This window comes from Bacillus sp. FSL R5-0603, from assembly GCF_038050295.1.
Taxonomy (GTDB): Bacteria; Bacillota; Bacilli; order Bacillales; family Bacillaceae; genus Bacillus; species Bacillus subtilis.
Window position 1 is genome coordinate 3557312 of the sequence record NZ_JBBOYP010000001.1, and the last position, 20577, is coordinate 3577888.

At 43.6% G+C, this 20577-nt stretch carries 22 protein-coding genes; 8 read left to right on the forward strand and 14 right to left on the reverse strand.

Annotated elements, in window-relative coordinates; translation table 11 throughout:
• Positions 1 to 50: 50 nt before the first annotated feature.
• The 3 genes from cotG to NYE56_RS18300 all read left to right on the forward strand — a co-directional run bounded on the left by cotG (position 51) and on the right by NYE56_RS18300 (position 1944).
• A complete protein-coding gene (gene cotG, locus NYE56_RS18290) occupies positions 51 to 638 on the forward strand; it encodes a spore coat protein CotG (protein ID WP_134154617.1) in 588 nt (195 codons plus the stop codon).
• Between the two features lie 173 nt (positions 639 to 811).
• On the forward strand, positions 812 to 1429 hold the full coding sequence (locus NYE56_RS18295; RefSeq protein ID WP_341284218.1) for a flavin reductase family protein: 618 nt from the start codon (positions 812 to 814) through the stop codon (positions 1427 to 1429).
• 179 nt (positions 1430 to 1608) lie between these two features.
• Complete coding sequence (locus NYE56_RS18300; RefSeq protein ID WP_128738312.1) at positions 1609 to 1944, forward strand: DUF4181 domain-containing protein; 336 nt, start codon at positions 1609 to 1611, stop codon at positions 1942 to 1944.
• A gap of 4 nt (positions 1945 to 1948) precedes the next feature.
• On the opposite strand, the gene ggt is transcribed toward NYE56_RS18300, so the two are convergent.
• Positions 1949 to 3526 (reverse strand): gamma-glutamyltransferase, encoded by a 1578-nt coding sequence (gene ggt, locus NYE56_RS18305; RefSeq protein WP_341284219.1) that lies wholly within the window; start codon positions 3524 to 3526, stop codon positions 1949 to 1951.
• Positions 3527 to 3739: 213 nt separating this feature from the next.
• Here ggt and chrS point away from each other — a divergent pair, with 213 nt between their 5' ends.
• From chrS to chrA, 3 genes are read left to right on the forward strand one after another with little or no spacing between them, the layout of a single operon-like run.
• Positions 3740 to 4216, forward strand: coding sequence for a chromate efflux transcriptional regulator ChrS (gene chrS, locus NYE56_RS18310; RefSeq protein ID WP_014478181.1), 477 nt, complete (start codon positions 3740 to 3742; stop codon positions 4214 to 4216).
• Between the two features lie 13 nt (positions 4217 to 4229).
• Positions 4230 to 4823 (forward strand): chromate efflux transporter subunit ChrB, encoded by a 594-nt coding sequence (gene chrB / locus NYE56_RS18315; RefSeq protein WP_015251064.1) that lies wholly within the window; start codon positions 4230 to 4232, stop codon positions 4821 to 4823.
• The gene (gene chrA, locus NYE56_RS18320) at positions 4820 to 5356 is read left to right on the forward strand and encodes a chromate resistance efflux protein ChrA (RefSeq protein WP_341284220.1); all 537 of its coding nucleotides are present in this window, start codon (positions 4820 to 4822) and stop codon (positions 5354 to 5356) included. The genes chrB and chrA overlap by 4 nt, the downstream gene beginning before the upstream one ends.
• Before the next feature lie 83 nt (positions 5357 to 5439).
• On the opposite strand, the gene NYE56_RS18325 is transcribed toward chrA, so the two are convergent.
• The 13 genes from NYE56_RS18325 to NYE56_RS18385 form a co-directional block, all read right to left on the reverse strand.
• Positions 5440 to 6144 (reverse strand): endonuclease V, encoded by a 705-nt coding sequence (locus tag NYE56_RS18325; RefSeq protein ID WP_341284221.1) that lies wholly within the window; start codon positions 6142 to 6144, stop codon positions 5440 to 5442.
• Between the two features lie 106 nt (positions 6145 to 6250).
• The gene (locus tag NYE56_RS18330; RefSeq protein ID WP_341284222.1) at positions 6251 to 6904 is read right to left on the reverse strand and encodes a hypothetical protein; all 654 of its coding nucleotides are present in this window, start codon (positions 6902 to 6904) and stop codon (positions 6251 to 6253) included.
• 285 nt (positions 6905 to 7189) lie between these two features.
• Positions 7190 to 7702 carry a cytoplasmic protein gene (locus NYE56_RS18335; RefSeq protein WP_341284223.1) on the reverse strand — a complete coding sequence of 171 codons (513 nt, stop codon included), beginning with the start codon at positions 7700 to 7702 and terminating at the stop codon, positions 7190 to 7192.
• Positions 7699 to 9675: a T7SS effector LXG polymorphic toxin gene (locus tag NYE56_RS18340; RefSeq protein ID WP_341284224.1), complete on the reverse strand. Its 1977-nt coding sequence runs from the start codon at positions 9673 to 9675 to the stop codon at positions 7699 to 7701. Before NYE56_RS18340 ends, NYE56_RS18335 begins: the two co-directional genes overlap by 4 nt.
• A gap of 18 nt (positions 9676 to 9693) precedes the next feature.
• Positions 9694 to 9954, reverse strand: a complete 261-nt coding sequence (locus NYE56_RS18345; protein WP_003227825.1) for a YwqI/YxiC family protein — start codon at positions 9952 to 9954, stop codon at positions 9694 to 9696.
• A gap of 8 nt (positions 9955 to 9962) precedes the next feature.
• Entirely contained in the window at positions 9963 to 10385 is a 423-nt protein-coding gene (locus NYE56_RS18350; protein WP_268555915.1) for a YwqH-like family protein, read from the reverse strand.
• Between the two features lie 216 nt (positions 10386 to 10601).
• Positions 10602 to 10682: a hypothetical protein gene (locus tag NYE56_RS18355; RefSeq protein WP_268556097.1), complete on the reverse strand. Its 81-nt coding sequence runs from the start codon at positions 10680 to 10682 to the stop codon at positions 10602 to 10604.
• A gap of 97 nt (positions 10683 to 10779) precedes the next feature.
• Positions 10780 to 11565: a YwqG family protein gene (locus NYE56_RS18360; RefSeq protein WP_341284225.1), complete on the reverse strand. Its 786-nt coding sequence runs from the start codon at positions 11563 to 11565 to the stop codon at positions 10780 to 10782.
• 205 nt (positions 11566 to 11770) lie between these two features.
• Positions 11771 to 13093 (reverse strand): UDP-glucose 6-dehydrogenase UglF, encoded by a 1323-nt coding sequence (uglF, locus tag NYE56_RS18365; RefSeq protein ID WP_163131378.1) that lies wholly within the window; start codon positions 13091 to 13093, stop codon positions 11771 to 11773.
• A gap of 194 nt (positions 13094 to 13287) precedes the next feature.
• Positions 13288 to 14052: a tyrosine-protein phosphatase gene (locus tag NYE56_RS18370; RefSeq protein WP_341284226.1), complete on the reverse strand. Its 765-nt coding sequence runs from the start codon at positions 14050 to 14052 to the stop codon at positions 13288 to 13290.
• 48 nt (positions 14053 to 14100) lie between these two features.
• Positions 14101 to 14817, reverse strand: a complete 717-nt coding sequence (gene ptkA, locus NYE56_RS18375) for a tyrosine-protein kinase PtkA (RefSeq protein ID WP_335449777.1) — start codon at positions 14815 to 14817, stop codon at positions 14101 to 14103.
• On the reverse strand, positions 14807 to 15553 hold the full coding sequence (tkmA, locus tag NYE56_RS18380; protein WP_080529894.1) for a protein-tyrosine kinase activator TkmA: 747 nt from the start codon (positions 15551 to 15553) through the stop codon (positions 14807 to 14809). Before tkmA ends, ptkA begins: the two co-directional genes overlap by 11 nt.
• Before the next feature lie 233 nt (positions 15554 to 15786).
• Positions 15787 to 15930 (reverse strand): hypothetical protein, encoded by a 144-nt coding sequence (locus NYE56_RS18385; protein ID WP_003242876.1) that lies wholly within the window; start codon positions 15928 to 15930, stop codon positions 15787 to 15789.
• A 203-nt stretch (positions 15931 to 16133) separates the two neighbouring features.
• Between NYE56_RS18385 and NYE56_RS18390 the strand changes: the two genes are divergently transcribed.
• A complete protein-coding gene (locus tag NYE56_RS18390) occupies positions 16134 to 17744 on the forward strand; it encodes an SWIM zinc finger family protein (RefSeq protein WP_341284227.1) in 1611 nt (536 codons plus the stop codon).
• On the forward strand, positions 17731 to 20499 hold the full coding sequence (locus tag NYE56_RS18395; protein WP_341284228.1) for a DEAD/DEAH box helicase: 2769 nt from the start codon (positions 17731 to 17733) through the stop codon (positions 20497 to 20499). Before NYE56_RS18390 ends, NYE56_RS18395 begins: the two co-directional genes overlap by 14 nt.
• Positions 20500 to 20577 lie beyond the last annotated feature (78 nt).

Genomic DNA, 20577 nt, shown 5'->3' on the forward strand with positions numbered 1-20577 from the left:
GTAGTAAGGATCTTCATCCTTAACATCATTTTTAAAAGGAGGATTTCAAATTGGGCCACTATTCCCATTCTGACATCAAAGAAGCGGTGAAATCCGCAAAAAAAGAAGGTTTAAAGGATTATTTATATCAAGAGCCTCATGGAAAAAAACGCAGTCATAAAAAGTCGCACCGCACTCACAAAAAATCTCGCAGCCACAAAAAATCATTCTGTTCTCACAAAAGATCTCGCAGCCACAAAAAATCTCGCAGCTTCAAAAGATCGTTCTGCTCTCACAAAAGATCTCGCAGCCACAAAAAATCATTCTGTTCTCACAAAAGATCCCGCAGCCACAAAAAATCTCGCAGCTTCAAAAGATCTCGCAGCCACAAAAGATCTCGCAGCTTTAAAAAGTCATGCCGCACACACAAAAGATCTCGCAGCTTTAAAAAGTCATGTCGCACACACAAAAGATCTCGCAGCTTTAAAAAGTCATGTCGCACACACAAAAGATCTCGCAGCTTTAAAAAATCATGCCGCACTCACAAAAAATCATATCGTTCCCATAAGAAACACTACAAAAAACACGATGATTATGACAGCAAAAAAGAATACTGGAAAGACGGCAATTGCTGGGTAGTCAAAAAGAAATACAAATAATCTAAGTTTTCATTGTTTCAATAGGCTGCCGGCGGAGGTACGGAAGCCTATTTTTTTATTTGCCCTGTATTAGATATATGTCATGACATAACATATGCAACCCGCATCATTTGGTTTCCTTTAAACCATTTCGTTATAATCAAGGTATCCTAACGATAAAGGCGGTTGTTGCTATGTACATATTTCAAGCTGATCAGCTTAGTGCCAAAGACACATACAAGCTATTGTCAGGTACCGTTATTCCCCGCCCCATTGCATTTGTGACAACACTTTCTTCAGGAGGAGCGGTCAATGCCGCGCCTTTCAGTTTTTATAACGTCGTCAGCTCAGATCCTCCGCTTCTCAGTATTTCTGTTAACAGGGCGGAAGGACGCCAAAAAGATACAGCGCGAAACGCAGTGGAGAACGGAGAATTTGTCGTTCATGTCAGTGATGAAGCCATCATTGAAGATATCAATGAAACAGCTGCAAGCTTAAGGCCGGATGAAAGCGAGCTTACACGCACCTCGCTTCATCCTGTTGAAAGCAAAGCTGTTTCAGTTCCCGGCATTAAGGAAGCCCGCATTCGCTTTGAGTGCAAATTAGAGCGGCATATTACCTTTGACAATGATCAAGGCATCACTACAGCAGATCTGCTCATCGGAAGAGTTGTCTGCTTCCACCTAGATGAAAAGGTGTATGATGCAGAAAAGGGATATATTTTAACGGATGAATTAAAGCCTGCCTCACGATTGGCGGGAAATCACTATGCCAAGCTGGGGGAAGAATTCACACTGATTCGTCCCAGCTGAAGAGAAGGACTATTTAAATAGAAGAAACTAGTCAAAAAGACCTTATGATTACATAAATAACGCCTGTAAAAAAACTGAAAAAGTATCAAAAAAAAGAACACCCAGAGTAAGCTCGGGGTGTTCTTTTATGAAACGTTTTTCCTTTTTCTTCGTATAAAGGTAGATGAGGAGGAATTGGAATGACAAACTTTTGGATTTTAATGCTGATCGCTATTACCATCAGTCTCGCCTCTCAATTTTTTATAAAGAAAAAATACGGTATTGATAAATCCGGCTGGCGATATAAGCATGTCAGCAATACACACAAATGGATCGAAATTACTTTACTTATTTTGTTTGTGTTTTCACTCTCCTTTTTTCCAGTTGAATATTTGCTTCTTTTATTTTTTATTGTGATTGACTCAATACGAATTTTTATGGAGTGGCATTATAGACCTGAAGATAAGCAGTATATGTACCACATTGTAGAGGTCTCCCTTATGTTTGTGCTTTTGATTTATATTTGTACCCTATAGTTATTTAAATCCCCACAGCCGCTCCGTCTCCCCGAGGATCGGCTCCGCCTTGGAGAAAGCCTTCTTCATCAACTTTGATTGCAGCAGCGTGTCCCATCAGCGGATCATAGTCACCGACAACCTCCACGAGATGCCCGCTGTCTTTCAGTTTTTGGATTGTTTTTTCTGTGAATCTTCCCTCGACTCTGAGACCTTCGTATTCCTCTCCCCACGTTCTGCCCCATACCCAGCGTGGTTCGCTGATTGCCTGCTGCGGATGCATTCCGTAGTCCAGCATTCGGGTAATGATGGCCGTCTGGGTCTGAGGCTGGCCTTCGCCGCCTTGTGTGCCGTACAGAATTTTTGGCTTTCCGCCTTTACAGACCATAGCCGGCATCAACGTATGGAAGGTGCGCTTTCTCGGTTCAAGCGTGTTGACATGATTTTCATCCAGTGAGAAAAATGATCCGCGGTTTTGCAGTAATATGCCTGTATCACCGGCAGTGACTGCCGAGCCAAATTCAAAGTACAGGCTTTGAATGAATGACACTGCGTTGCCATCCGCATCGATTACGGCCGCATATGCCGTATCACTTCCCACCGGCCTGCTTTCTGCCGGTACTGCCAGATAGCCGATTTCTTCTGCCAATTGTTTTGCATAACGTTTGTCCAAAAGCCTTTCAAGCGGAATGTCAGCAAACGCAGGGTCAGTCAAAAAGGCATTCCGATCTACAAAACTCTTTTTCAACGCCTCCACAAGCACATGATAATACTCAAATGAACCCTGCTCGATTTGGGTGAAATCATAGTTTTCCAAAATGTTCAGTGTTAATAAACCGGTAAATCCCTGAGAATTCGGCGGCGCCTGATACACACTGTATCCTCGATAATCACTTGATACAGGCGCTGCCCACTCACCCCGATGCGCTTTAAAATCATCGATTGTCATGTAACTGCCGTTATTTTGTAAATGTGAGACAATCCGCTGAGCGAGATCTCCTTCATAAAATGCGCTTCTTCCTTTTTCAGCAATCACATTCAGACTGTCTGCAAGCTCTTTTTGCACAAACCGCTCTCCCGGGACAGGTGCTTTGCCCCTTCTCGTGAAGATGTCAGCCGTGTAAGGCGTGGAAGCCAGCAATTCAATATTCTTTTCTGTGTGACGACACTGATCAGCTGATACAGGAAACCCATTTTGGGCATAATCGCGTGCGGGCTCCAATACATCTGCAAGAGACAGACGCCCGTACTCCTTCAGGACCGCATCCCAGCTATCAACCATTCCCGGCACGGTAATGGCACTGTCAATTCCCCGCAGCGGAATCGCGCTTTTTCCCTTACATACATCTCTCGTTACGTTTTTTCCTGAACGGCCGCTGCCATTGTAGACTTTTACTGCCTTTGTTTCCTGGTGAAAGGTTAGCCAAAAGGAATCCCCGCCAAGTCCGGTCATATGCGGGTACACAACCGCCAGGCAAGCACTCACCGCAACGGCGGCGTCAAACGCGTTGCCTCCCTTATCCAGTATGCGGTTTCCGGCTTGAGAAGCGAGGTAATGCGGACTGACGACCATTTGCTTTGTACCGATGACAGATTTGTTCATCACAAGTCCCCTTTTTTAAGAAATTTTCTTCAGTATAGGGAGCCTGATTTTTCACATCTACTGATCCGGCAGAAAAACTGACGAACTTTCTTCTTTTCGCAAATAATAAGATATTTCCGCATTCATTTCGAAAACAAATGAAAAATTATTATTTCGATACGTAACTTTTATGATAAAATGATTGCTAAAAGGCTACGAAAGCAGGTGGAGCAATTGAGTCATGAATATCAAATCCCCAACCTTGTACTTGATGAGACTGATAAACAAATTCTCACGATTTTGCATGAAGAAGGCAGAATTTCTTATACGGATCTTGGCAAAAGAGTCGATTTATCACGGGTCGCCGTCCAGGCCCGTATCAACCAACTAATTGAAGCCGGTGTTATTGAAAAATTCACCGCTGTCATCAATCCCGCTAAAATCGGCATTCATGTTTCCGTGTTTTTCAATGTCGAGGTAGAACCGCAATTTTTAGAAGAGGTCGCTCTTAAGCTTGAGGAAGAGCCTGCGGTCACCAGCCTTTATCACATGACAGGCCCGAGCAAGCTGCATATGCATGGGATCTTTGCCAACGATCAAGAAATGGAAGAATTTTTAACAAAACGGCTGTATCCATTGCGAGGCGTCGTCAGTGTTGATTGCCAGATGCTGATCAAACGATACAAAAGCCGTATGGGAATGAAGCTGTAAAGGAGAGAAACGAATGAAAAACCATCCTTATCGGGATATGACGGCCGCAATGGTTCGCACCGGCATATTAGGGTTCGGCGGCGGACCTTCCGTGATTCCGCTGATCCGCCATGAAGCGGTCAATAAATATAAATGGATTGACGATGATGAATTCGGAGAAATATTAGCAATCGCTAATGCGCTTCCCGGACCGATTGCCACCAAAATGGCTGCTTATCTGGGCTTTAAGCTAAAAGGCACATTAGGTGCAGTTGTGGCGACCCTCGCCCACATTCTGCCTACATGTCTTGCGATGGTGGGCTTATTTGCGGCTGTAAATGTGTTAAGCCATTCAGCAATTGTTGCAGGCATGATCGGTGCCGTCACGCCGGTAATTGCGGTAATGCTCGGAATCATGGCGTACGAGTTTGGCCAAAAAGCGCTTAAAGGTTTCGGCTGGGTTACCGGCATCCTGTTTTTTATCATCGCTTTTATCGGCCTGCAAACTTTACAGATTAATCCCGGCCTGGTCATTATCATTTTCTTAGCGTACGGGGCGTTTCATTTTAAACTGAAAGACAAAATCACAAATAAACATTCAAAAGATAAAGGAATGTCAGCCTCATGATATCGATCTATTTATTTATGGCGTTTTTTATCGCAAACCTACTGGGATATGGCGGCGGACCTGCGTCTATCCCGCTAATGTTTGAAGAAGTCGTAAACAGATACAGCTGGCTCTCAAACGATCAATTCTCAAATATGCTCGCACTTGCGAACGCTTTGCCGGGCCCGATCGCCACGAAAATCGCTGCGTATGTCGGCTACAGCGCAGGCGGGTGGCCCGGCTTCCTAATTGCCCTGATCGCAACCGTCGTACCGTCGGCGCTCGCATTGATCGTCCTGCTGCGCATCATCCAGCGCTTCCGCCAATCACCTGTCATCAAAGGCATGACGCTGTCCGTCCAGCCTGTCATCGCGGTCATGATGCTCATTCTTACCTGGCAAATCGGCGCAGACGGCATCAAAGCGATCGGCTGGATCCAATCTATTATGATTGCGGGGATCTCCCTCCTTGCCATGACAAAATTCAAAATGCATCCGGCATTTTTGATTATCGCGGCGTTTTTATATGGGGGCCTTGTGATCCCTCATTTATAGAAAAAAGCACCTGGATAGGTGCTTTTTTATTTTGGTCCAGAAATGCTTTTTGATATATGGTTCTCATGCCCTGTATATAGGAATCACGTGTAAAACGTTCGCAAAACATGTGTTTCAAGGTCAGCCAGGCGGACAGGGATCGGCAGCCTGCTTTCTTGATTGATCAAGCTCATCGTGATCTGATAGCTGCTGTCTAAATCAATATAATTACCGCAAGACAAGAAAATAGGCTTCACGTCCCGCCGCGTTCGCAGCGCCCGTCCATATACCTCACCGTCATTGAGAATATCGGTGTATGCGCCTACTTCATTTTCAGGCGTCACGAAATCGCAGCCTTTGATTTTGAGATAGGTTTTCGCTATCCCAATCGTCGGCTTATTGAGAAAAAAAGCCGCATGAGTGGCAACGCCCATATGGTTGTAATGCAGATATCCGTTGCCATCAAACAAGAAGACATCCGGCTCCATCTCCAGCTTTTTCGCCGCCTCGATGATCAAAGGCAGCTCACGAAACGCAAGAAAACCGGAAACATACGGCACGCTGATTCTCCCCATGCTGTGCACTTTTTCAATGACTTCTTTTGTATCAGCGTCAATCACGATAATACTGCACACTCCGTATGGTTCTCCGTTCTGCTCCCAATAGGCGAGATCGACGCCTGCGCAGGTGTTGATGGAGTCTGGATGGATCGTGGGGGATAGGTTGATACGATTTCTAAGGGATTGTTGTGTTTGAACAAAATCCGATTCATCTTTTAGATGAAAATCGTGAATTTGATGTATTTCCATTTTACTTGTTTCCCTCTCTTCGCGCTCAATTGTCCTGCATGTCGATTCTAGCAATGACACCAAATTATATCATTGAAAAAAGCAGATAGTATAATCTGCTTTTTTATTAATATTCATTTTTCATTTCTTTCATAAAAATATAATCCAATTGTTTAATTAATTCTTTAAGTTCAGTACACATAATATCCTCTAAAGGATTTTCCCAATCTTCGTTTTTTATCAGTTCAATCCCATAGCTTCCGGCTGGATCACCTTCTGGGTACCACCCTACGTCAAGCAGCAAATTTTTTGTCTTATGAGAAATCTGCAGGAGATCTTGATTAAAGTCAAATAACCAAGCATCATCATTTGCCTCTAGCTTCTTAGGATCAGTATCGTTTAATGTAATGTAATCAACAGTCCAACCAGCCGGTATCTTTAGCCTTAAAAAATTGGGAATCTGTTGGCTTAGTGGCTGCAAACCCTCTAAAACCCCGCTTCCCACACTCCAGATTTGATATTCTAACTCTTCTAATAATTGTTCTATTTCATCAAAAGACTCATCTTCATAAATCTTATCTATTTTTAAGCCAGCTACTTTGATATGGTATTGATTATTTTCATATACTGCCTTCATAACAGCATTACGTTTTTCATTTTGTAGTATTAGTAATTCACATTTTTCTTGCATTCTTTTTTCTGAACATAAATTGTTCAGAACTACAGACCAGCCATTACAGATTTTTAATGGCTGCAGTTGAGAAATATGGTTTCTTTCCATCCCGCTTCTCCTTGTCCTTCATTGGCCAATCTTTAAAAAGCCTCATGATTGTAAAAAAACTTGCCGATAACAACACGGCAAGTTTTAACTACAGCAATTCTAATACATCAGTAAACAAGGCATCTCCTAATGTTAATCTCCTGTTGAAAGGCTGTATATGCGGCAATTCACTCCACTCATACACAGTATCGTAGTAATCATACAAATAACTGAGTTCAATAAATCCTTTCTCATGCATTATTTTATTAATATAGTTCGTTCCTGGGTGCGCCCCAAATAAATACACTAATTATTCATATCTTTAGGGGGGATAAAAGCGACTAATTGACCTTCAGGGTATATACCTTTCCATCCACAAGGCCATCCACCTGCTTTATACACTTGAAACATTTTCTCAAAAAGATTGTCGTTATTACCGTTTACTAGACGATTGATTGCACATTTATACAGATCTGACTCTACTTCTTCAGCAATATCCCAAAAATCCATAGGAATGAAATCTTCAGAATAGTTATCATCAGAATTGAAAATATTCGACAATTCTTCATCTAATGTTTTTAAGCGCTCATCACTTAAAATTATACCCAACAACTGTCCGCTTTCATTTGATTTTACATCTTGCCAAACTACTTCAACTTCATCAGTATCTTGAGACCATGCTAATTGTTGCGCTATCTCAAAATCTTCTATAAGTGTAATATCAGACAAATTCCGATTATTATTCTTAAATAATTCTCCGTGTTTAATAAAGTCAATTACCTCTTCCACTAAATCACTATATTTACCGTAACTACTCATTTATTTAACCACCTTTCCCATAATTCCTCTGTAGCTCCCCCACCTCTTTGCCAAATAGGGAGCTTTTTATTTTGACCCCTTTTATAAAATTTTTCTACATTTTTGATTTTCGATTTATAAAGAGGTATTCCTTTTTCTACCCCTAATTTTAGTTTTTGCTGTAATTCATAGACTTGTTGTTCTAAAACTTCAACACTTTCATTAATGTCCATTTTATTTAACTGTTTTTTTACAACATTATTATAAACACTATGATAACCTCTATGTCTAGACAAAGTACTTATTGCCTCTGCAGGGATTGGTAAGAAAATACCATTCGATGCATGATTTGTTTCCATTCCAATTTTTTTAATTATAGGATGGTTATATAGTTCTCCAGGAATAATATGTTGGGCTTGGTATCCAGTCCATTTTGACGACCGCGGTAATCCCATAGATTCTAACAAGTTTTTCCCAAGTTCAGTTGAATCACTTTTTGTTGTATGACCCGGTCGTCCCGGTATTCTCCTCTTCTGCTCTATCATCGGACCCTTAGTGCCTTTACCTCTACCCACCATCTTCACAACCCCAAGATCTTTCACAGCTTTCGTTTTCACATCAGCGTGAACAATTGGGAAAGTTGTCCCATCCGGTGTAACAGTCTTGTGGACACGAATTTTTACATTCGTCGGCACTTTGAATTCTTTTACTTGATCTAGAATCTTTTTCCCTTTTTCAACTTTTGCTACTTGTGGCGATTTTGCAAGCGGGATGCCTTTATCAATGTGTTTCGCCAATGCACCAGCACCAACCAAACTCAATGCCGCTTCCAGCGCACCCGTTTTCCGCTTCTCCTCAGACACTTTGTTTCCAAACATATCTCTGCCTGTCACTGCTTCTGAGAATCCGTTTGACGCAACAAGGCCGTATGCGCCCATTTCTGTCATTTTGAGAATGTCTAAGGATTTGCCGGTTTTGTAGGCATCTAAAGCGTGTTCAGCCGCGATAGCAGCTTTTCCGGTTTTGTAGATGGCTTTTCCGCCTTTGAAGGCCCGGCCTGCCCAGCCGACGACTGGTATAAATCCGGCTGCAGCCATAGCTCCTGCTGTCACACGTTCTGCGGTGGAGAGTTTTTCTCCGGTAACCGGGTCAACGCCTTCAGTTGCTCTTTTATAATCATAATAGCCAGTGACTTCTCCAGTAAAGTTGCAAACTCCATCCCATGTTTTTTCGTACCATGGTTTGTTTGCTTCTTCCTCGGCTTTTTCCTGGAGACGTCTTGCTTCTGCTTGCTGGGTTTTTGCATCGATATAGGTTGTTCCTTGATTTTCTACTTCAATGACGCTTTTGTAGACTTCATTGCTGTGGAAGGCTTTTTTGTCATAGTACATAGGAGAAGCGCTCTTCCCGTTGCTGGTGGCCTGCATGAGAACGGAATATTTGGTGAGCACTGCGTTGTCCAGAGATTCTAAATTTTGATATTCAGTGGTCAGGGATTCATCAAGCTTATCGACAGCTGTGATCGTGTCACGTCTGATTTTTTGGGCATCGCCCATCTTATCTGCATAGTCATCAAGCGTGTACATGTCGAGATCAATAATATCGCTGATGCCTGACAAAATAGAATCGATTTCTTCTTTATGGGCGGAGACTATCTCTGAGGCTTTCAGGTCTCCATTGGGCAGCTCATGATCTAAAAAAGAAGTTTCTACATATGAATCATTCAGTTCTTGATCTTTAATATCTCCTGAAATGCCATTTAAAAACGCAATTTGAGCAGAGACAAGCGTCAGCCAGCTGTCTACGATTTCCGCCTGTCCCTGAAAAAAATCTTTAATATTGTCCGCGCCTTTGCCTTTAAAATTATCGCCTAAATCTGCAACTCCCTGAAATGCTTTTTTCAGCGTGTTCAGTTGCTCTTCAAGCGTCTCATATTGCTTTTTTCTGCTCTTCGCTTCTTCGATTAAAGATTTTGATTCAAATACTTTACTCATCGCACTGCCCTTTCTTTTCTATTTTACCGCTATCGCCTCGTCCTGCTCTTTGAGTGAATCTACATTATCCTTTGTATCCTCGATATTTTTCTGTACCGCTTTTTTGTAATCTCCGAGCATGGTTTTGATGTTCTCCTCACGCTCATGATATTTTTTCGTATAATCGAGTTTGTTTTTTCCATTGGACCCCGCGGCGCCGATTGATACGTCAGCAAGCGCATCTTTGACAGAATCTAATGTTTTGATTACAGTATCGTATTTCAATTTAATTTCTGACATAAAAAAGATCACCACAATTTAATAGATTTAATTTGATTAACAGCATCCTCCAAGAATTCTTCACCCTTAGCAAGAGTATGACCAGCAAAATTCGCTAGCTTTAATTCTTTGTCATAGAGAAATTTCATAGATTCCAACTGAATAATCTCCATCTGAATCGAAGCCATATACTCGTTATATTTATCATTCACAATCTTAGATGCTTCCAATTTCGCCTCTTCTCTTCCCTTGTCGAAATCATCGGCTTTTGTTCCCGTCCAATGCTTGCCCAATTCAGGTTTCACAATTTCTTTGATTTCAGTGATTGCCTCTTCTTGCAGTGTGTCTATGTCCTTTTTTGCTTTTTTCAGTTTTTCGATCTTGTCTTCCACGTCGGAAATTTTTCCGTTGAGCGAACTTTTGATATCCGCTAGCATACTTTCATAACCCATCTGAATCACCTCTTAATACTCAAAAAGTCGTATGGAGGGGCTGATGAAGATAGACTTTTCCATACTTTATTTCCATATATTATATTTTAAAATAGCCAGAAGGCGGCTTAAATAGGGTAAATGGCTTAATTTAGGCATATAACGCTCTTGAAATGTAGGTATTTGATCTTGTTTTTGTTCGTTATACAGCTAATAAAAGCGTTTTATAAAATGAAATCACCTAATGTCATAGTTATAAAGGCACTTGAAAGAGGCAGATGTTGTTGATCTGCCTCTGTTCATGTTTATGTTCTTCATCGGTTCGGCCACGTCTGATTTTGTCTTTTGGCTTATATTATTTCCCGCTTCTGATCCTATTGGCATCAGGTGTGACCCTTTGGATCAAAAGCTTGTATTAGCTGCAGTCCCAGTTGTACAGAACGTTTGAAAAGTCTTTTTTCCTTAGATCTTCAGGTGTGATGAAAAAATTGGCGATGCCGACGTCTCCCCACATTGAATCGATATCATCGTCTGAATCAATTTGTAAAAGCATGATGGTGTGTTCTTTATATGCGTATTCCCGCGGATCATGCTGGGTAAAAGAAGCGTATCCGCCAATTTTATGGCCAAATCCGTTTTCAGCCAGTTCATTGTAAACATCTTCTTCATCCTCGCCGAACTGGCCAAAGAACTCCATTGTTTCCATGCCCGTATACTGCTCAAATTGAAAATCTGTAGGCAGCACCCATTCCGAAGATTTCACAGGCTCGACTGCCGCTTCTGATAAAATCGGAAAATCACATTCGCCTGTGCCAATAAATGAAAAATCAGAAACAAGCTCGTCTTCGTTTTCTATGATATTTTCAAAATAGATCACTCTAAAATTCTTTTGTTCACATTGATCGTCAAAATTCAATCCATAGACATCATCATGAACAGAAATGTAGAACTGCAGGATACCCGAAGAAGGATAGCCGCCAAGCTGGGGAATGTGCGAGAAATTAATCTGTGCCAGAAGCTTCATCGGCTGTCCATTTTCATCAGTCGGGTATATTTCATGCTTGGGGAAATAGGGGTCACCGGCAATTTTGCTGTCATATCGTCCTGTTTTCCCTTTTTGGACATTCAATTTCACGTATTCTTTCGCTGATTTCTCCAGCAATTCGCGGTACGTTCTCATTTTTTCAGGCAAATGATTCATCAGATGACTCTCCTTTTCCGGCATCTCCAATTATTTTTGGAAGGTTTTATTTTCTGGTTTTCTTCTAATGTTTTTCAAACGAATGTTTAAAGAAGCCCTACTTCTGTATAATTTTCCAAACAATAGTTAAATAGTAGCAAATGTATTCAGCACCCCGCAATAGATGAAAAAAAAGACTGGTGCGCAACCAGCCTTTCTTTTTCAATTATTGAATTGAACCCGACGGCACAACCGCCTTTCGTCCGACAGAATAATACTCCACTCCTGCAGCCAAAGCCTCATCCAATGTGTAGCAGTTTCTGCCGTCAAATATGAGCGGCGTTTCCATCAAATCCTGATAAGCCGCTAACGGGAATTGTTTAATGTCAGCCCAGTCGGTTAAAATCATGACGGCGTCAGACCCTTTGACAGCTTCCTCGATCGTCTCTTTATATTCAACAGCTTGCGGGAGAACATGCTTTGCATGGCTAACTGCAATGGGATCGTAGGCTCTGATACGGGCGTCGAGCGCAGCGAGACGGTCTGCAATAACAATTGACGGCGCTTCTCTCATATCGTCGGTATTCGGTTTAAATGACAGGCCTAAAAGGGCAATCGTTTTTCCCGTCACCCCGCCGAGCCTGTTCAGCGCTTTATCAACCAGCATCGCCTGCTGATTGTTGTTGACTTTGATAACCGATTTCAGCAGTTCAAAATCATGCTCGACATTGCCGGCAATTTGCACGAGGGCGTTTGTGTCCTTTGGAAAACAAGAGCCGCCGTAGCCTATGCCCGCTTTCAAAAACTGGCTCCCGATCCGCTTATCCTGTCCCATCCCGTACGCGACTGCTTCAATATCGGCGCCGACCTTTTCACATATATTCGAAATTTCGTTTATAAAACTGATCTTAGTGGCCAGAAAAGCATTTGAGGCATATTTGATCATCTCGGCGCTTCTGATATCCGTTTGGTAAATCGGGATTTGAAACGGACGGAAGAGCTCCTCCAGCGTATTTGCTGTTTTCTCATCGGCCGTCCCGATCACGATCCTGTCACCATGAAAGGTATCATAGATCGCCGACCCCTCACGCAAAAATTCTGGATTGGATGCGACCGAAATACTGACAGGCTCCGCTAGATGTTCAGTGATCAGTCCATTAATCAAATCGTTTGTCCCAACGGGCACTGTGCTTTTCGTTACCACGACTGTATCTCGTTTGACATGCTTTGCGATGCGTTTGGCCGCATCTGTAATTTGCTCCAGATTGGCGTGCCCGTCGCTTTTCTGCGGTGTGCCGACCGCTATAAAAATGATGTCTGCCTGTGCCAAGCCTTTCTCATAGCTCGTTTCAAAGTTCAGCCGTCCATCAGCTGTATTTTTTCTCATCAGCTCTTCAAGACCTGGTTCAAATATGGGGGAAATGCCCTTTCTCATTTCATCAATCTTGTGAGCGTCAATATCAATGCAGGTTACATGATGTCCAATCTCAGAAAGAGAAACACCTGTCACAAGACCGACATAGCCTGTTCCGATGACTGTTATATTCATTGTTTCCCTCCAACAGTTAAATTGCTGCTTTGCAGCTTCCGTAATATCGTATGAGAACATCCTATCATGAATGCGAATGATCTCCCGCATAGCCTGTCGGGTACAGCCTGTACAGATTTCTGAAATGTGATTCAACCATACAATACACTATTATATCGCTCTCAAAAAGAAAGTGGTGAAATGAGAATCGGCTGTTAAAAAAGACCAAACAATTTTCTTCTTTTGACCGGTTGCGGAGGCTGTCTGAAGATGGTCTGATTCCGCAGGAGAAGCTCTGCATTTTCCTTCAGCATGTAAGGAAGATCCGGGCCGAACTCTTTCTCTAGAACATAAAGGGCCTCTTGAGTGTGAAAATTTCTCATTTTCACATTATGGGCATCTGAGGCTACGAAATGGATCAAATTGGCTTCAACCAGCCGGAGAGAAAATGCTTTCAGCTGCTTGCCGAAGGTCCCCGCAAGACTTCCTGAAGTAATCTGAGATGCTGCTCCTTTTTCCACAAGATGATACAGCAAGGACGGGTTTTCGCGAATTTCCCTGTTGCGTTCAGGATGGGCGATAACCGGAATATATCCTTTCAGCTGCAAATCATAAAAAAGCTGCTCCGCATATCGGGGAACGTGATCAAACGGAAACTCAATCAAGATGTGTTTTGTATCATTCAGCGAAAGCAGCTGCTGTTTGGCAAGGTCTTGTTCCACCTCGCCGTAGATTCTGATTTCCTGTCCCGGAAGCACATGTAAAGGAATGTCTTCTTTGATTAAACGTTTGTTTAACTGATCTGCTGCTTCTCTGACTGCGGCTGGCTCGTTTTTATACACACCGTTGTTATGATGAGGTGTCGCAATGATCGTCCGGATTCCCTGACGAACAGCGGCTCTTGCCATTTCTATGCTGTCGGCCAAATCACCTGCCCCGTCATCCATTGCGGGAAGAATGTGACAGTGAATATCGATCATGTCCTAGCCCCCTTTTTTCGCAAAAATAAATAACGGGCACGATGCACGTTATTTATTTTGCATGAAATTGTCCTTGTTTCCGTAATATCCGTATTCAGAGTGCTTCGAAAGCTTTTTGCCGTTCATAATCGCCCCGAGGAGCTTGCTTTTGCACGTTTCAAGCGCCTCTTTCGCTTTTGCGGCTTGTTCTTTTTCTGTTTTCCCGCTTGAAATAACCAGAACAGAACCGTCTGCCACGTTGCCTAAAATCTGTGCATCTGCTACGGCAAGAATAGGCGGCGTATCAAAAATGACCATATCATATGCCGCACACGCTTCGTATGCAAGCTCCTTCATCCACTTCGAGGAGAGAAGCTCGGCCGGGTTTGGCGGGATCGGGCCGCTCGTCAGCACGTCAAGATGTTTTTCATTCGATGCTTGTACAGCCTGCTCCATAGAGCTTTTCTTTAATAAAACAGATGTTAAGCCAACCGTATTTTCAAGAAAAAAGGCCGTATGTACTGTTGGTTTTCGCAAATCAGCATCAATCAGGAGCACTTTTTTTCCCTGTTGGGCGAATACGACAGCCAGGTTGGCGGCCGTTGTCGATTTTCCTTCCCCCGGACAAGCCGATGTAATCATGACTGATTTCATTTGCCGGTCCACTGAAGCAAATTCTATATTCGTGCGAATCGTCCGATATTGTTCAGAGTTCAAGGATTTCGGCTCTGTCATTGCAATGACATTTCTCCGCATCCACGAGCCTCTGCTTTTTCTAAGCGCCAAAATGTCCACTCCCCGTTTTTTCAGATTGGAAACCCTGTAAGGTCTTTGCTGTTTTCTGCTCATTCGCAATGGTGGAAACTGTCCCTAAAACAGGTATGTCCAGCAAGGATTCGAGCTGCTCTTCCGATTTGATCGTATTATCCAAATGCTCAAGCAGGAAGGCCAGTCCGATGCTTCCCGCCAATCCTGCCGCAAACGCGATGGCAATGTTTAGAAGCGGCCTTGGCGATACAGGGGACGGATGTTCTGAAACCTCGGCTTTTGACAGAATGCTGACATTGTCAACATTCATAATGGATGTGATTTTGTCTTGAAAAACAGATGCTATAGTATTGGCAATATGAGCCGCTGTTTCCGCGTTTTCATCCCTGACTGATATGTTGACCACTTGGGAGTCCTGTTCGCTGGATACGGTAATTTTGTCATTCAGTTCTTGGGATGTCATCGACAGGCCCATTTCTTTAATGACTTCATCTAAGATGGCAGGGCTCTTAATGATGACATTGTACGTATTGATTAACTGAAGATTGGTTTGGACATCGTTAAATTGGACTTCTTTTCGTTCATTTTTCGATTGGTTGACCAGAATCTGAGTTGAATTTTCATAGATGGGTGTAAGTGCGAAGAAACTAATGAGTCCGCCGGCAGCAGTGGCAGCTGCGGTTACAATCATAATCAAAAGTATGCGTTTTGTTAACGTTGATAATATCTCTTTTAAGCTAGTAGATTCTCCCATGATACCTCCAAATCTCTTATAACATCCTTTTCCATTTACGATTATACAACGTTGAAACCGCATTTCTCCAGCTTTTCACGTGACATAATTCGACATTTTTTTACAAAACGATATGTTACTCTTTTTTATGTAAGCGCTATATTTACTGTGTTGACAGTGCTGTCTCATTTTCTCTTATTCGTGCAGTCACGTAATCTCGCATAAAAAAATCCCGCTAAAGGCGTGCGGGATTTTTATGTTGCATATCCATTTTTAATATGAGAAATCAAATTTTCAAGCATTTCCTTCGTCGTCATCTCAGATGACTGCTCACCAATTTCATGTGCATGCATCAAAATTTTCAGAAATTCTTCTTGATTCAATTTCTTTTCACTCATCTTTTTATTCCTTTCAGCTTCCATTAAGTTGAAAACACGATTATTATATGATGCTGGTTATCAATTTGCAATCTCTAATACATCATTCGACACATCCCATTTTTTATGTCCTTTTTTAGGAAAAACTTTTTAAGGCCGATGTGTTGCGATATAATAGAGAAATTGGATCTTTTTATTACGTGACTCGGTTAGGAGCGATAATCATGCTTCAGAATATGATTTCCAAAGACGATGTGCTGGCATCTGCTGAACAGTTAAAAGAACTTCTTCCTTACAATGAGGAAAATGTTCAGCTGATCAAAAAAGCCCTTATTTTATATCGGCAGGATTCAGTCTATCGTTTACAAGCAGTGAGTCCGACGGAAGTTACGGCTTACGTGCAGGATGTTGTGCCTGTGCGGGTCACATTGAACTTGTTTGTCATAGTCAAAAGCGGCTGTTCATGTCCGTCCGGAAGAATCTGCCGCCATATGCTGGCTGTGTTTTTATATGTATATGCAATGTTCGAGCGAGTGGGTACTTTTACAGAGTATTGGCTGGAGAGGGAAAAGCTTGAGGAAAGCAAAGAGCTCGTCCGCCGCCAGTTTCAGGAAAAGGTGCTGCCTAATGAAGAATCGCTTTCAAGCTGGCTTGCTTTTTTTGATTCAGAGTTTTCTCTCTGGCAGGCACGTACGCCAGAAGGCAGCCAAAACATGCAGGGCCTCTATTACGGCTACCTGTCCGCATTAAAAAAACATGCGCCGAACAAGCCGGAGCTGAAAAGCCTGTACCAGATTCATTCCGCGATCGCGGTTTGGCTTCGCATGTTCACATTGATTGAAGCGGGCAAGCTGAACCCCGAACAAGATTTTTATTCCCTCAATCCGTACGTTGAACAGCTGATGGATACAATCTACAGCTCTATTGATAAATTAAAAACGTACGCGCTGTCTTTTGCGCTTGATCCGTTTTTGGATAAAACACCGGATGTTATCCGACCTTTGCTGTTGAAAGAAGAAATTTTCCAATATGAACGCATCCGTGTCTTTGGTGAAATTTGGAGTGCGCTGCTGTCGCGGCCAAAATGGGTGCAACGTGAACAGGAAATGTTGAAAAAAGAAGCAGGTCGGCGTTTTTCTCCCGAATTGCAATTCGGGCGCCTGCATTTGGAATTCCTGCAAAAAAATGATGACGTTATTTTTGCGGAAGCGGATCAATTCCCGCCGGAAGCGCTCCCTTATACGTTCCAATGGCTGAGTGAAATGACTGCCAAGAAGGACTGGAAACGGCTTAAAACATGGTACCAGCAAATTGAACCAATTGCGATGGGTTATACGAAGCTGGATAAGCCGTTTAAAGAGATTCGCGATGTGATCGGCGAGCTGTTCCTTCTGTTGAATGCCTATGTGAAGCAAACCAATGATCAAGCGCTGTTTGAGCGCTTTGCCGCGGGCTGTCTGCCGTATACGTTCACAGAATACAGCCATCATTTATATGAGAAAAAACGCTATGCCGAGTGGATTGAAATTCATAGCCTTGTCGGCTTTTCCATCAATGAAATGGATAAAATGATGCTCAAGGAAATTGCAGCGAGCGACCCTGAGGCGCTTATACCGGCTTACCATAGAGAAGTGGCTTTTTTCATTGATCAGAAGAACCGCAGCTCGTACAAGGAAGCCGCCCGGTATTTGAAAAAATTGCGCACCCTGTACAAAAAAGCGAAAAAGCAGAAGGTGTGGGAGCGGTATATTCAGCTACTGAGCTCGCATTACAAGCGCCTGCGTGCGCTTCAAGAAGAACTGCAGAAAGGAAAGTTGATTGATGGCGAGTCTTAAAGAAATTCTCATCCACGTCGAACAAATGGAAGATGGGTCATTTACGCTCTCAGCCTTTGATGAAAATGAGCAGCCTCTTCCCTACAGCCATATGAAAAAGCATTTGTTCCAATGGCATGAATCCTCATTTTACGGAACCTTTCTAGAGGATGTCAGCTTCATCGGGACGACTGCTGTCCTGCTATCTCCATGGATGACTGTAGAGCTTCTCGGCAAAAACTCGTTCAACTCATTCAGCTCCGTGCAGCTTACAGAAGAAACCGAGCCGCTGATCGAGGCGGCATCGACCATCTATGAATTTATCGCGGACGGCGATTTTCTGCCTGACTATGACGCATGGACAAACGGTGTTTTTCGCTGGAAGGACCGCGATAATATACTGGAAGGCTTTACTGCGGAATGGTTTTCCGCTGCCGTGCAGGATTACATCCAATACGACGATGACCTGCGGGAGAAATGGGAACATATCAAGGAGAAATCGCCTGCTGTTACGACATTCCGCGGCCATTTTCTTGATGAAGAGGATTTTCTGGAAGGCATTGGCTGGATTGACGACCAATCTCCATTTACTGTCGGCTTGCGCTTAAATGAACCGGACTTTGACGGAGACGAATGGAAGATCGAGATGTTTTTACGCGATAAAAAGAGCGGCGCTGTAGAATTCTTTGACGGACTGAAAAGCCTTAAAAAATCGTGGCAAGCGTACAGCGATAAAATCGTGCGTGAGCAGGACCGCTTTCACAGAACGGTTCCGTGGCTGTCGTTTGATTCCGGGACAACGCTGATCTCGGAGGAAGAAGCCTGGATCTTCCTGTCAGAAGCAAGTGAGACGCTTGTCGATATGGGGGTAGAAATCCTCCTGCCGTCCTGGTGGCAGATTGTCAGAGACAGCAACATGATGCTGAAAGCAAAGGTGTCTTCCTCCCCGCGCGGCGAGTCATTTGTCGGCATGAATGCACTGCTTGATTTCAACTGGCGGTTTGCTACAAATGGAATTGAACTGACTGAGGCTGAATTTAATGAGCTTGTCGCCAGCAACAGGCGCCTTGTTAATATCCGCGGGCAATGGGTTAAAATCGATCCGCAGTTTATCAAACAGATGAAACGCCTGATGGAAAAAGCAGAATCAGAGGGACTCCACATGTCTGATATTCTGGCGCGCGAGCTAATGGATCAGCAGGAGGGCGGACTTGAGGATTCGGATCTGATTGATACATCCGCTTTTGCCGGCATTCAGTTTGATCTGTCTAAACAGCTCAGGTCACTGATTCGAAAGCTCACTGCCGCGGAAAACCTGCCGGAGCACGAAGTCAGTCCTTCTTTCAAAGGAACGCTCCGCCCTTATCAGAAATACGGCATGAACTGGCTGCTGTTTCTGCGGGAAAGCGGTTTTGGCGCCTGTCTGGCTGACGATATGGGGCTTGGGAAAACGATTCAAATGATCGCCTATTTCCTTCACGTGAAGGAAATAGGCCGGCAAAAAACGCCTCATTTGATTATTGCGCCGACATCCGTACTTGGCAACTGGCAGCGGGAGCTTCAAACCTTTGCCCCTGATCTGTCTGTCGCACTCCATTATGGGCCGCGCCGGCCAAAGGGTGATGATTTCGCCGCGCATTATGAAAACGCAGACGTGGTGCTCACTTCATACGGTCTGTCACATGCCGATACTGAAGAGCTTTCTTCTGTGACATGGAACACGATCTGCCTTGATGAAGCGCAAAATATTAAAAACGCGCATACGAAGCAGTCACGCGCAATCAGGAAGCTGAAGGGTCTTCACCATATCGCGCTGAGCGGCACGCCGATGGAAAACCGACTGACTGAGCTGTGGTCTATTTTTGACTTCATGAATAAAGGCTACCTCGGCAGTTTGACCGGCTTCCATAAACGCTATGTGCTGCCGATCGAAAAAGACCGGGACGAAAAGAGAATCGGACAGCTTCAGCAATTAATCCGGCCATTCCTTCTCCGCCGGACGAAACGGGATGAAGAGGTCGCGCTTAATCTTCCTGAGAAGCTGGAAGAAAAAGAATTTATCCCGCTGTCAGCCGAGCAGGCATCCCTTTATGAGCAGCTCGTCAAAGACACTTTTGACCATATGACATCCCTGACCGGCATGCAGCGAAAAGCGCTGATCCTCAGCATGCTTGGACGGCTCAAGCAAATATGCGATCATCCCGCGCTTTATTTAAAGGAAGAGCAAACCGAGCTGCTGGCCGGCAGATCAGTCAAGCTCGAAAAATTGCTGGAACTGATGACAGCGATCCGCACCCAAAACGAAAGCTGCCTGATTTTCACGCAATACATTCAGATGGGGAACATGATGAAGCGGCTGCTTGAAAAAACGTTCGGGGAACCTGTGCAATTTTTAAATGGGAGTCTCTCCAAGCAAGAGCGGGATACACTCGTTGAGAAATTTCAAAGGAAAGAATATCCGACACTGATTCTTTCACTCAAAGCTGGAGGCACCGGACTTAATTTGACCGCCGCCAATCACGTCATCCATTATGACAGATGGTGGAACCCGGCGGTTGAAAATCAAGCGACTGACCGTGCATACCGCATAGGCCAGGAGCGCTTTGTCCACGTTCATAAAATGATTACGACGGGAACAATCGAAGAAAAAATTGATGTCATGCTTGAATCCAAGCAAACCCTGAACGATCAAATTATCCAAAGTGAAAACTGGATTACCGAGCTTTCCACACAGGAGCTTGAAGAATTGTTTACACTAAGCGCTACAGCGCAATAATCATGACTAAAAAAGCTGGCTCTTTTAGAGCCAGCTTTTTTCCGTTCATAGCCGTCACGCCGAATTTCCAAAAAATCC

Bases quoted from the DNA above. Each gene is read 5' to 3' on its own strand.
- NYE56_RS18325 (WP_341284221.1), bottom strand. From the start codon at position 6,144: ATGGAAATACATCAAATTCACGATTTTCATCTAAAAGATGAATCGGAT.
- NYE56_RS18360 (WP_341284225.1), bottom strand. From the start codon at position 11,565: ATGAATCATTTGCCTGAAAAAATGAGAACGTACCGCGAATTGCTGGAG.
- NYE56_RS18350 (WP_268555915.1), bottom strand. From the start codon at position 10,385: ATGGGTTATGAAAGTATGCTAGCGGATATCAAAAGTTCGCTCAACGGA.
- NYE56_RS18335 (WP_341284223.1), bottom strand. From the start codon at position 7,702: ATGAGTAGTTACGGTAAATATAGTGATTTAGTGGAAGAGGTAATTGAC.
- NYE56_RS18345 (WP_003227825.1), bottom strand. From the start codon at position 9,954: ATGTCAGAAATTAAATTGAAATACGATACTGTAATCAAAACATTAGAT.
- NYE56_RS18295 (WP_341284218.1), top strand. From the start codon at position 812: ATGTACATATTTCAAGCTGATCAGCTTAGTGCCAAAGACACATACAAG.
- chrB (WP_015251064.1), top strand. From the start codon at position 4,230: ATGAAAAACCATCCTTATCGGGATATGACGGCCGCAATGGTTCGCACC.
- NYE56_RS18355 (WP_268556097.1), bottom strand. From the start codon at position 10,682: ATGAAGAACATAAACATGAACAGAGGCAGATCAACAACATCTGCCTCT.
- NYE56_RS18340 (WP_341284224.1), bottom strand. From the start codon at position 9,675: ATGAGTAAAGTATTTGAATCAAAATCTTTAATCGAAGAAGCGAAGAGC.
- NYE56_RS18370 (WP_341284226.1), bottom strand. From the start codon at position 14,052: ATGATCGATATTCACTGTCACATTCTTCCCGCAATGGATGACGGGGCA.
- ggt (WP_341284219.1), bottom strand. From the start codon at position 3,526: ATGAACAAATCTGTCATCGGTACAAAGCAAATGGTCGTCAGTCCGCAT.
- NYE56_RS18395 (WP_341284228.1), top strand. From the start codon at position 17,731: ATGGCGAGTCTTAAAGAAATTCTCATCCACGTCGAACAAATGGAAGAT.
- chrA (WP_341284220.1), top strand. From the start codon at position 4,820: ATGATATCGATCTATTTATTTATGGCGTTTTTTATCGCAAACCTACTG.
- tkmA (WP_080529894.1), bottom strand. From the start codon at position 15,553: ATGGGAGAATCTACTAGCTTAAAAGAGATATTATCAACGTTAACAAAA.
- NYE56_RS18385 (WP_003242876.1), bottom strand. From the start codon at position 15,930: ATGAGTGAAAAGAAATTGAATCAAGAAGAATTTCTGAAAATTTTGATG.
- NYE56_RS18330 (WP_341284222.1), bottom strand. From the start codon at position 6,904: ATGGAAAGAAACCATATTTCTCAACTGCAGCCATTAAAAATCTGTAAT.
- NYE56_RS18390 (WP_341284227.1), top strand. From the start codon at position 16,134: ATGCTTCAGAATATGATTTCCAAAGACGATGTGCTGGCATCTGCTGAA.
- NYE56_RS18300 (WP_128738312.1), top strand. From the start codon at position 1,609: ATGACAAACTTTTGGATTTTAATGCTGATCGCTATTACCATCAGTCTC.
- uglF (WP_163131378.1), bottom strand. From the start codon at position 13,093: ATGAATATAACAGTCATCGGAACAGGCTATGTCGGTCTTGTGACAGGT.